Genomic DNA, 11,397 nt, shown 5'->3' with positions numbered 1-11,397 from the left:
CAAAGTGAATGCAGATGTCCGCTTTATATGTGTGAAAAACGAGAAGTTGTGTAAAATTAGAAAAAGATATTATAGTAAAAAACGGAAAGAAAACAGTAACTACGGTTTTCTTTCCGTTTTTTCATGTTGATTGTGAAAAATACACAAAAAATGTATTTTGAAATTATGAAATATATAAAATTATGAAAAACATATTGACAAATCGTGTTTACAGGGCAATAATGTAATTACTTTAATAAAACAATTTATAAAAGATAAAATAAAACAATATAAATAAGGAAGAAACAATTATGATAAAAAAGGAGAAAACAATTATGTTACAGCAGGTAATGACAAATCCAGGAGAAATTATTTTCAGAGAGGTTCCGGTTCCGGAGGTAAAGGAAAATCAGGTGTTGGTAAAGATTATGAATATTGGTGTTTGTGGATCAGATATTCATGTTTATCATGGAAAACATCCGTTTACAAAATATCCGGTAACACAGGGACATGAGGTTTCCGGTGAGATTACAGAACTTGGAAAAAATGTCACAGAGTTTCATGTGGGACAGAAGGTGACGATAGAGCCTCAGGTATATTGTGGACATTGCTATCCATGTCGTCATGGAAAGTATAATCTCTGTGAGGAATTAAAAGTAATGGGATTTCAGACGACAGGAACAGCATCTGAGTATTTTGCAGTGGATGCATCTAAAGTAACATCTATTCCAGAAGATATGTCCTATGAAGAAGGAGCTATGATCGAACCTCTTGCTGTGGCAGTCCATGGTGTAAAACAGATGGGCGATGTGGCTGGCATGAATATTGCAGTCCTTGGAGCAGGACCGATTGGAAATCTCGTGGCACAGGCAGCAAAAGGAATGGGGGCAGCGAAAGTGATGATCACAGATATCAGTGATCTTAGACTGGCAAAGGCAAAAGAATGTGGAATTGATGTGTGTGTGAATACCCAAAATAAAGACTTCGGTGAGGCAATGATCGAAGCATTTGGACCGGATAAGGCAGATGTGATCTACGACTGTGCCGGAAACAATATCACAATGGGACAGGCAATTAAATATGCAAGAAAAGGAAGCACGATCGTACTGGTGGCTGTTTTTGCAGGAATGGCAGAAGTAGATCTTGCAGTGGCAAATGACCACGAACTTGACATTAAGAGCACGATGATGTACCGCCATGATGATTACATAGATGGAATCAGACTGGTAAATGAGGGTAAAGTTCATTTGAAACCGCTCATCTCAAAGACATTTGCTTTTAAAGATTATCTGAAGGCGTACCAGTATATTGATGATAACCGCGAGACAACGATGAAAGTAATTATCAACGTCAGTGAAAAGTGAGGAGTTCGTATGGAAAATAAATATGGAATTGTCGGAGTTGCCCATGTCGGGCTTCCGACAAACGATTTGCAGAAAACAGTTGAGTTTTATAAGAGTCTTGGATTTGAAGTAATTATGCAGTCTTATAATGAAAAAGCAGGGGAAAAAGTGGCATTTTTACAGATAAAAAATTACTGTATAGAGACTTTTGAAAATGGGCAGGCGGCAATGTCAGACGGTGCATACCAACATGTTGCACTTGATGTGGAAGACATTGAAAGTATGTATCAGAAAATCTGCAATGAAAAATACACAATTATTACAGACGGAATCGAAGAACTGCCATTTTGGGAAAATGGTGTGAAGTTTTTTATGATCAAGGGACCAAATGAGGAAAGAATAGAGTTCTGTCAGAAACTCTGATAAAAATAGGAGGGACATATGGGAAGCGAAAACAAAAATGGAAAAGTACCGCTGATCAGTAAGATTGCATATGGGTTTGGTGATGTCGGATGTAATTTCAGCTGGATGTTCGTCAGTAATTTTCTGATGATATTTTATACAGACGTGTTCGGAATCAGTATGGCGGCTGTGTCAGCACTCATGCTTTTTTCAAGATTTTGGGATGCGATCAATGATCCAATCGTCGGGGGACTTACGGATAAAACAAAATCGAGATGGGGACGGTACCGTCCATGGCTGTTAGTAGCGGCACCAATTACAGCGATTCTTCTTGTTATGACATTCTGGGCAAGACCCGACTGGCCGCAGAATGGAAAGATCATTTATATGGTAATTACATATTGTCTGCTGGTTTTGGGGTATACCTGTGTGAATATTCCATATGGAACCTTGTGTGGTGCTATGACACAGGATATTGATGAACGTGCAAAAATAAATACATCCCGTTCGGTTGCAGCGATGATTGCAATTGGTGTGTTAAATATTATCACAGTTCCACTGCTCAGCAAATTCGGCAGTCACAGTGCAAAGACAGGATATCTGACGGTTGCGGTCATATATGGATGTATTTTTACAGCCTGTCATTTCTTCTGCTTTGCGAAGACGAAAGAGGCAGTGATTACTCCGGAAAAAGAAAAAATTTCTGTAAAGATACAGTTGAAAGCAGTCATGCAGAACAGACCATATCTTCTTGCATTGGCAGGGCAGATATTATTTGGATTTACATTATATGGTAGAAATGCAGATATTCTGTATTATTTTACATATGTGGAAGGGAATGCCTCCTACTACACAACTTATTCGATGTGCATCATTATTCCTTCTATCATCGGGGCAGCCTGTTTTCAACCATTATTCCGCAAGTTGAATAACAAAGGAAGAACAGCATCTCTCTTTGCTTTATTTACAGGAATTTCCATGTTGTCTATGTTTTTCTTCAATGCCAAAGAATCACCAGCTATTTTTTATGCATTATCTGGTCTCACACAGTTTTTCTTCTCTGGATTTAATACCGCAATCTATGCAATTATTCCAGACTGTGTGGAATATGGGGAGTGGAAAACCGGACTTAGAAATGACGGTTTTCAGTATGCATTTATTTCACTTGGAAATAAAATCGGAATGGCAGTTGGAACAGCACTTTTAGCAGGATTACTTGAAAAATATGGTTATATTGCAAATCAGACACAAAATGTAATTGTACTTTCAATTATGAAACATGCATTTACGACGATTCCGGGTGTACTGTGGATTGTGACTGCGGTTGTATTATTTTTCTACCGGTTAAATAAAAAACGTTATAACGAGATTGTAGAGGAACTAAAAAATGGAAGAAAAAGTTGATATCGTGGCATTGGGAGAATTGCTGATTGATTTTACGGAAGCAGGACATAGTCAGGATGGGAGGAAATTGTTCGAACAGAATCCCGGCGGTGCTCCGGCAAATCTTCTAACCGTTGCAAGCCACTTTGGGTATCGCACATCTTTTATTGGAAAAGTTGGAAACGATATGCATGGTAAATTTTTAAAGAAGACATTGCAAAAGGAAGGAATCAATACAGATGCTATTGTTGAAGACCCGGGTTATTTTACAACGTTGGCATTTGTGGAAATTGGTGAAAATGGAGAACGGAATTTTTCTTTTGCAAGAAAACCGGGTGCAGATACACAGTTAAAAAAAGAAGAACTGGATCAGATATTAATTTCAGGTTGTAGAGTTTTTCATTTTGGATCATTATCGTTGACAGATGAACCGGCAGAAAGTACAACGATCGAAGCGGTAAAAATGGCAAAAGCAGCGGGTGTACTTATTTCCTATGATCCAAATTATCGCCCGTCTCTTTGGAAGAGCAAAGAGTATGCAGTGAAAAAAATGAGATCTGTCATAGAATTGGTAGATGTCATGAAGGTATCGGATGAAGAGAGTATTCTGTTGACAGAGGCGAAAAGTTATGAGCAGGCTGCAGATCAACTCCTTGCCATGGGACCAAAGCTGGTTGCCATTACATTGGGAGAACAGGGAGTTCTTATGGCAACAAAAAGCAGAAAAGAAATCATCAAAGCATTTCAGACACATGCGGTCGACACGACTGGGGCAGGTGATTCATTCTGGGGAGGCGTATTATGCAGTATCCTTTCTATGAATAAGAATGTTGAAAAAATGGAATGGGAAGAAATCAAAAAGTGTGCTGTTTTGGGAAATGCAGTTGCTGGATTGTGTGTGCAAAAGAGAGGCGGAATCCCTGCGATTCCGACGAAAGAGGCAGCGCTTGAATTTATGCAGAAATAATGAATGTATATGAACAAACTCGGGGCTGTAAAAATCACGATTTATTAATCGTTAAAGCATCAGCCCCGTGTTTTTCTGTCGGAGTATTATTCAGCTTTTATCTCTCCATCATGCTGATAGACTCAATTCCGACACTTCCGCCGCGGACAACTTCGATATGCTTGAACTCTTCTTTGATAAGCTTGATGACCGCGTCATTTTTGGTTGCGGTCTGGACGAATTCCAGAAGGAGGCTGTCTTTTCCATAGTCGATGACACGTGCCTTGAAAGTCTCAGCAATCTGGAAAAGTTCTACTTTATCTTCCGGGGAGCAGCCCTTTACCTTGATGTAAAGGATCTCCTTCATTCGAACGAACACGTCTGTAAAATCAATAACCTTGATCACCTCGATCATACGGTTCAGCTGTTTTTTGATCTGCTCAAAGGTTTCATCATCGCTGACTGTGGCGATGGTCATTCTGGAAACTGTTGGGTCCTCCGTGGTTCCAACTGTAAGACTGTCCAGGTTATAGGACTTTCCGGAGAAAAGACCGGAAATCTTGGAAAGAACACCGACCTGGTTTTCAACGTAGAGAGAGATCCATCTTTTTTTCATTCCTTTATCCATCATTCATTCCTCCTAACAATCCATGATCAGATCAGCCAGGGTGCCGCCCGGCTTGACCATCGGGTAAACCATTTCCTCCGGATCAATGATAAATTCGATGATCGTAGGAGTTTTTGTATTCTTTTTAGCCTCTTCGAAAGCAGCCGCAATCTGATCCTTCTCAGTTACGCGGATACCCTTTGCCCCATAGCTCTCTGCGAGACGGATGAAATCCGGTGTGTATTCCGGATATTCCTGACCGTCTGTACGGCGGGAGAGTGCACCGGCCTTCAGGTTTGTCATGGCGTAACGTTTTCCGTAGAAAAGCTTCTGCCACTGGCGGACCATTCCGAGATATTCATTATTAAAGATACAGCAGATGATCGGAAGCTCCTCCAGAACTGCGGTAGACAGCTCCTGAATGTTCATCTGCATGCCGCCGTCACCGGAAACGGAGATGACCGGTGTATCCGGATTACCGATCTTGGCACCGATGGCACCTGGAAGGCCGTAACCCATGGTTCCAAGTCCGCCGGACATGATCAGCTGACGGTTCTCGGTGATGTCCGCATACTGGCTCACCAGCATCTGATGCTGACCTACATCGGTAACAAGAATGGCCTTGTCAAACTGGCGGTTGATCTCGCCGATGATATCCAGCGGTCCCATAATACCACGGTCTTTCATGGTAAGAGGATGCTCTTCCTTCCATTCCTGGATCTGCTTCAGCCATTTGCCGGTATTACAGTCCTGTACATATTCATTCATTTTTGTTATTGCCTCTTTTGCATCGGCAACGATGGGGATGTCTACATGGATATTTCTGGAAATGGAAGCGGTGTCAATATCGATGTGGACGATCTGTGCATGTGGGGCAAATTCATGGAGCTTGCCTGTGATACGGTCGTTAAAACGGGTTCCGATGGAAAACAGAAGATCGCATTCATTTACTGCCATATTTGCGGCATAAGCGCCGTGCATACCAAGATTTCCGATAAACAGAGGGTTCTTTGTGGAAATGGCGCCACGTCCCATAACGGTTGTGACAACCGGAATCTGAGTTTTCTCAACAACCTGGGTAAAAATCTCCTGCGCGCGGGAAATGATCACACCGCCGCCAGCAAGAAACAGAGGTTTTTTGGCCTTCTGCAGCATTTTGAGGGCACGCTTCAGCTGTCCGATATGCACGCTGGTGTTAGGCTTGTAGCCGCGGATATTGACAGTCTTCGGATACTCAGCACTTCCCAGCTCGGCCATTACATCCTTTGGAAGGTCGATGAGAACCGGGCCTGGGCGTCCGGTGCGTGCGATATAGAAGGCTTCCTTGATGATACGTCCAAGATCCTCACGGTTGCGGACGGTAACACCGTATTTTGTGATGCTTCTGGTGATCCCGACAATATCAACCTCCTGGAACGCATCGTTTCCGATGAGGTGACGGGCAACCTGTCCGGTAAAGCATACAAGCGGAACGCTGTCATAGTTGGCAGTTGCAAGACCTGTAACAAGGTTGGTAGCTCCGGGACCGCTGGTAACGAGACATACGCCAACCTTTCCGGTAGTTCTGGCATAGGCATCTGCTTCGTGTACAAGGGCCTGCTCGTGACGTGGCAGGATGATGTCAATGCCGCTCTGTTTATATAATTCATCGCTGATATCGATGGTGCAGGCACCAGGATAGCCGAACAGAACATCAACGCCTTCTTCTTTTAAGGCTTTTACAAGCAATTTGTTTCCGGAAATCTGTTTCATGAATTGGTTCCCTCCTTTGATGATGTGAAAAGTTAAGCAGATAAGGGCTGCCGCGAGAAATTTTTCCAATAAAAAAGTCCCGGCATATCGGATAAAATATGCTCAGGACGGATGATTCCGCGGTACCACCTGTTTTCAGAGGTAAAACTCTGCTCTCTGCCAGTACAAAATTATACTGCCTCCCTGTAACGTGGGAATGACGATGAAGCCTACTGCATGAAGATCCATGGTTCAGTCCACTGCTCGAGGGCTACTTCCACAGTTCAGTCACGAAGATTCTCACCGGCCATCTTCTCTCTGTGCATCCGGAGACTGTGTACTACTCCCTGTCATTGCATTTAGTAAATATGGATAAAAATTTTCTATCATTATAATATAAAATATCGGAACTGTCAATCAAAAATTCTGATGGCTCAACGGGTGAGCCGGGGATTACGATAACAGTTCCGATATGGATGATATTAAGTATTAAATATTTTTTCGGTACATCAGCTGTTTATTGTTACGGAGCTGGAGCCTGCTTACTCAGGATTCGGTATTATCCCGTGTTTCAGGATCTTTTTCCGGAAGGTAGACATGCACTTTCTCGATACGGTTTTTATCCAGCTTTTCTACGATCAGACGGATTCCGTCCTCTGTGATTACTTCGTCACCGGCAACAGGCAGACGATCCAGATGTTCGATGATAAATCCACCCAGGGAATCATAATCCTCGGAATCCAGTTCCGTATCCAGATGATCATTTACGTCATCCAGATGCATGGAACCTTCGATGATATATTCACGGTCGGAAATCTTCTGGACAAGCTCGTCCTCCTTCTCATCGTATTCGTCATGGATCTCACCCACGATCTCCTCCAGGATATCCTCCAGTGTGATCAGTCCGGCCATATCACCGTATTCATCCAGTACAATGGCAATGTTGAAGGTGGAGTCCTTCATTTCCACAAGAAGATCGGAAATGCTTTTTGTTTCGTAAGTGAAATGCGGCTTCCGGAGGAAATGATCGATAACAAATTCCTCATTTTTATCGTAAAGAAGAAGATCCTTCATGTTGATGATTCCCACAATGTTGTTCTGGCTGTCCTTATAAACTGGCAGACGTGTAAACTTATCCTCGCGGAAAATATCGATCAGCTCATCATAGGTGGATTCCACATCTGCAAAGGTAACATGTACTCTTGGAACCATGATATCCTTGGCTGTGGCATCTCCAAGGTCAAACACATTGTAGATCATTTCTTTTTCGTCGGATTCAATGACACCGTCCTCATGGCTGACGTCCACGATAGTACGAAGCTCCTCCTCGGTCATGGCCTTGCTGGCTGCATCCGGATCCACACGCATCAGGCGCATCACACCTCTTGAAAAGAGATTGATGATGAAGATCACCGGTGTCATGATGGTCATAAGAAATTTAAAGACCGGGATATAGCGGAGGGTGATCTTTTCAGAGTTAATGGTTGCGTAGTTCTTGGGGGTGATCTCACCGAAGATCAGGATCAGAACCGTCAGAATCACCGTTACGATGCTGACCATATAGCCGCCAAAGCTGTATGCAAGTGTGGTTGCAAGGGAAGAAGCCGAAATGTTCACAATGTTGTTTCCGATGAGAATCGCACTGAGAAGCTTGGGTGTCTGGTTCTCCAGGATATCGAGAGCCATGGATGCACGCTTGTTTCCCTCGTCTGCAAGAGAGCGGAGACGGATCTTGTTTACCGACATCAGCGCGGTTTCGTTAGATGAGAAAAAGGCTGACAATGCCAGCAGAATAAGTAATATGATTATCTGGTAAGTGTCGCTGGGGTCCACTTTCAATATTCACTCCTTTAAAAATAAGATTATTTGGTTAAAAATATACAGATACTCCCACATTATATACGTTTTACTGGATTTTGGCAAGAGCCGGACCGGTACAGCGCATATAGATATATGGAAAAAATACGAAAATAAGTCTGCTTCTTGACAAAAGAGTAAGTCCAGACTAACATATATGTGTATTCATATATAAAGAAGAACTGTATAGGAATGGAAGGAGAGGTTTATGTTTCTGGAGATAAAAGGAATCAAAAAATCCTTCGGGGCAGGAGAGAGCCATGTAGATGTTCTGAAGGGGATCGATCTTGAGATTGAAAAGGGAGAATATTGAAGTTGGTGCTTATTTAAGTGACAGACCGCTGGATGTGGATGAACTGCTGGAGACACTGGGACTTTATGAACATCAGCGGAAGCTTCCGAACCAGCTTTCGGGAGGTCAGCAGCAGAGAACTGCTATTGGACGTGCCATTGTAAAAAATCCGGATATCCTGCTTTGTGATGAGCCTACCGGCGTTCTGGACTACAACACCTCCAAGGAAATCCTGAAGCTGATCGAAACAGTCAATCACAAATATGGAAATACTATAGTCATGGTTACTCATAACGATGCCATCAAGGATATGGCAGACCGTGTGGTAAAGCTTCGTGACGGGATGATCCGCAGAAACTATCAGAATGAGCAGAAGATTCCGGCTGCTGACCTGGAATGGTAAGGGGGCATTATGAAGAATCCTTTACGTAAACGTATCTCCAGGGAACTGAAGGGGGAATTTGGAAAATATCTGGTGGTTTTCCTGCTGATGGTACTGACCATCGGGTTTGTGTCCGGCTTTCTGGTAGCCGATGGAAGCATGCTGAAGGCTTATAATGAGAGCTTTGATAAATATAATATCGAAAACGGAAATTTCCGTACTGCGGAAAAGATTTACAGTTCTCAGTGGAAGGATATTGAAGCTGCCGGTGTTAAGCTTTATGAGAACTACTATATAGAAGAAGATCTGGATAACGGAAGCACCATGCGTTTTTTTAAAAACCGTGAGAAGGTGAATAAGGTCTGTCTGATGAAGGGAGAAATGCCGTCAGGGCAGGGCGAGATCGCCATTGACCGTATGTATGCGGATAACAACAGTCTTAAGGTAGGAGATACCCTGATCAGAGGTGAAAAATCCTGGAAGATCACAGGCCTGGTGGCACTTTCGGATTACAGTGCCCTGTTTCAGAATAATAATGATTCCATGTTTGATTCTGTAAAGTTTGGTGTGGCGATCATAACTCCGGAGGAATTTGAAAACCTGGATCAGGAAAAGCTCCGGTACAATTATGCATGGATATATGATCATCAGCCAAAGAACGAAAAAGAGGAGAAGAAGGTTTCCGAAAATCTCATGGAAGACATTGGCAAAGTGGTAGCTCTGGAAACCTTTGTCCCACGTTATCTTAACCAGGCGATCATTTTCACGGGTGATGATATGGGCGGAGACAGGGCAATGGTCATCACGCTTCTTTATATTGTGATCGTGATCATGGCTTTTGTGTTTGGAATTACCATCAGCAATACGATCCGAAAGGAAGCCGGTGTTATCTGTACGTTACGTGCATCCGGTTATACCAGGCGGGAGCTGATCCTTCATTATATGACGCTTCCGGTTCTGGTCACGCTGGCCGGTGCCCTGATTGGAAATATTCTTGGATATACCGTATTTAAGGGTGTATGTGCAGACATGTATTACGGGAGCTATAGTCTGCCGACTTATGTGACCGTATGGAATGCAGATGCCTTTCTTCTGACAACCGTAGTTCCGGTCATCATTATGATACTGATCGATCATGCGGTGCTCAGGTACCGCCTGCAGCTTTCGCCTCTGAAGCTCCTGCGAAGGGATTTTTCCGGTAAAAAACAGAAACGTGCAGTGTATTTAAGCCCGAAGATAGGAATTTTTTCCAGGTTTCGCCTCCGGGTGATCTTTCAGAATGTCAGCAGTTATCTGGTGCTGTTTGTGGGAGTTGTTTTCGCAAATCTGCTGCTGTTTTCGGAATGCTTCTTCCGTCTGCGCTGGATCATTATCAGCTTGAGATCCAGGAAAATATGCTGGCGAAATATCAGTACATGCTTTCGGTTCCGGCAAGTGCCTATTCAGGAAATAAAGCGGATGCCATGAGTTCTCTTATGGAATATTATATGGATACCAGAACGGATAATAAGGATGCGGAAAAATTTTCTGCATATTCCCTGAATACCATGCCTGGTAAATATAAAAGTGAGGAGATCACTCTCTATGGTGTGGTGCCGGATAGCAAGTATATCCGTGCAGATCTTTCGGGAGAGGGTGTTTATATTTCCAGTGCTTATGCAGATAAATTCCGGATCAAGGAGGGCGATACCATAACTTTGAAGGAAAAATACGAGAAGGATGAGTATTCCTTTAAAGTAGATGGAATCTATGATTATGCGGCAAGCCTCTGTGTATTTATGGAAAGAGATAAACTGAATGAGGCGTTTGATCTTGGAGATGATTATTTTGGAGGATATTTCTCTGATACAGAGATCCGGGACATCCCTTCAAAATATATCGGCTCTGTTATTGATCTGGAAGCTCTTACAAAAATATCCAGGCAGCTGGATGTCTCCATGGGAGATATGATGGGAATGATGTATGGATTTTCCGTGATCATTTTCCTGGTGGTGATCTATCTGCTTTCCAAGGTCATCATCGAAAAAAATGCCCAGTCGATTTCCATGACCAAGATCCTGGGCTATACAAATGGTGAGATCAGCCGTTTGTATATACTTTCCACATCACTTGTGGTGGTGTTCTGCCTGCTGTTAAGCCTTCCGGTTGAACGGCAGATCATGGAAGTGCTGTTCCGCGAGATGATGCTTTCCAGTATTTCGGGATGGATCACCATGTGGGTGGATCCCATGATCTATGTGAAAATGACAGCGATCGGAATCGCAGCCTATGCAGTGGTAGCAGTGCTGGAATTCCGGAGGATCCGTCATGTGCCCATGGATGAAGCACTGAAAAATGTGGAATAATATGTGACATCTGTATATATATCCGGAAAAATAATTCAGGATATCCGGAAATTTTACAGAATATGCAACAGGATCAGGAGTATGTGTGGTTTAACTGAATGCGGATGCTTTTATCCGCTTGAACAGTTGT

At 43.0% G+C, this 11,397-nt stretch carries 7 protein-coding genes, 2 pseudogenes and 1 other annotated feature; of the genes and pseudogenes, 6 read left to right on the top strand and 3 right to left on the bottom strand.

Annotation, left to right across the window (positions count from 1 at the left end; all coding sequences use genetic code 11):
- Positions 1-314 precede the first annotated feature (314 nt).
- Genes ACTNDQ_RS03440 through ACTNDQ_RS03425 form a run of 4 tightly spaced genes read left to right on the top strand, consistent with a single transcriptional unit; the run spans position 315 to position 4,074 of the window.
- On the top strand, positions 315-1,343 hold the full coding sequence (locus ACTNDQ_RS03440) for a zinc-dependent alcohol dehydrogenase (protein ID WP_441063718.1): 1,029 nt from the start codon (positions 315-317) through the stop codon (positions 1,341-1,343).
- A 9-nt stretch (positions 1,344-1,352) separates the two neighbouring features.
- Positions 1,353-1,745 (top strand): VOC family protein, encoded by a 393-nt coding sequence (locus tag ACTNDQ_RS03435; protein WP_008369413.1) that lies wholly within the window; start codon positions 1,353-1,355, stop codon positions 1,743-1,745.
- A gap of 18 nt (positions 1,746-1,763) precedes the next feature.
- A complete protein-coding gene (locus tag ACTNDQ_RS03430) occupies positions 1,764-3,128 on the top strand; it encodes an MFS transporter (protein ID WP_441063715.1) in 1,365 nt (454 codons plus the stop codon).
- Positions 3,112-4,074 carry a carbohydrate kinase family protein gene (locus ACTNDQ_RS03425; protein ID WP_441063713.1) on the top strand — a complete coding sequence of 321 codons (963 nt, stop codon included), beginning with the start codon at positions 3,112-3,114 and terminating at the stop codon, positions 4,072-4,074. Before ACTNDQ_RS03430 ends, ACTNDQ_RS03425 begins: the two co-directional genes overlap by 17 nt.
- Before the next feature lie 97 nt (positions 4,075-4,171).
- Here ACTNDQ_RS03425 and ilvN read toward each other — a convergent pair whose 3' ends face one another.
- The 3 genes from ilvN to ACTNDQ_RS03410 form a co-directional block, all read right to left on the bottom strand.
- Positions 4,172-4,681 carry an acetolactate synthase small subunit gene (gene ilvN, locus ACTNDQ_RS03420; RefSeq protein ID WP_015526065.1) on the bottom strand — a complete coding sequence of 170 codons (510 nt, stop codon included), beginning with the start codon at positions 4,679-4,681 and terminating at the stop codon, positions 4,172-4,174.
- Positions 4,682-4,693: 12 nt separating this feature from the next.
- On the bottom strand, positions 4,694-6,412 hold the full coding sequence (gene ilvB, locus ACTNDQ_RS03415) for a biosynthetic-type acetolactate synthase large subunit (RefSeq protein ID WP_441063711.1): 1,719 nt from the start codon (positions 6,410-6,412) through the stop codon (positions 4,694-4,696).
- Positions 6,413-6,512: 100 nt separating this feature from the next.
- Positions 6,513-6,754, bottom strand: a binding site (T-box leader).
- Positions 6,755-6,937: 183 nt separating this feature from the next.
- Complete coding sequence (locus tag ACTNDQ_RS03410) at positions 6,938-8,224, bottom strand: HlyC/CorC family transporter (protein WP_278796738.1); 1,287 nt, start codon at positions 8,222-8,224, stop codon at positions 6,938-6,940.
- Positions 8,225-8,456: 232 nt separating this feature from the next.
- On the opposite strand from ACTNDQ_RS03410, the pseudogene ACTNDQ_RS03405 reads away from it, so the two are divergent.
- Positions 8,457-8,943 (top strand): annotated as a pseudogene (locus ACTNDQ_RS03405) (ABC transporter ATP-binding protein).
- Positions 8,944-8,952: 9 nt separating this feature from the next.
- Positions 8,953-11,267: pseudogene (locus tag ACTNDQ_RS03400) on the top strand (FtsX-like permease family protein).
- Positions 11,268-11,397: the final 130 nt, after the last annotated feature.

The sequence above is a fragment of the Blautia massiliensis (ex Liu et al. 2021) genome (assembly GCF_052064225.1).
Classification (GTDB): Bacteria; Bacillota; Clostridia; order Lachnospirales; family Lachnospiraceae; genus Blautia_A; species Blautia_A fusiformis.
This window is presented reverse-complemented; position numbering and strand designations above follow the sequence as displayed.

Bases quoted from the DNA above. Each gene is read 5' to 3' on its own strand.
- ACTNDQ_RS03430 (WP_441063715.1), top strand. From the start codon at position 1,764: ATGGGAAGCGAAAACAAAAATGGAAAAGTACCGCTGATCAGTAAGATT.
- ACTNDQ_RS03440 (WP_441063718.1), top strand. From the start codon at position 315: ATGTTACAGCAGGTAATGACAAATCCAGGAGAAATTATTTTCAGAGAG.
- ilvN (WP_015526065.1), bottom strand. From the start codon at position 4,681: ATGGATAAAGGAATGAAAAAAAGATGGATCTCTCTCTACGTTGAAAAC.
- ACTNDQ_RS03435 (WP_008369413.1), top strand. From the start codon at position 1,353: ATGGAAAATAAATATGGAATTGTCGGAGTTGCCCATGTCGGGCTTCCG.
- ilvB (WP_441063711.1), bottom strand. From the start codon at position 6,412: ATGAAACAGATTTCCGGAAACAAATTGCTTGTAAAAGCCTTAAAAGAA.
- ACTNDQ_RS03425 (WP_441063713.1), top strand. From the start codon at position 3,112: ATGGAAGAAAAAGTTGATATCGTGGCATTGGGAGAATTGCTGATTGAT.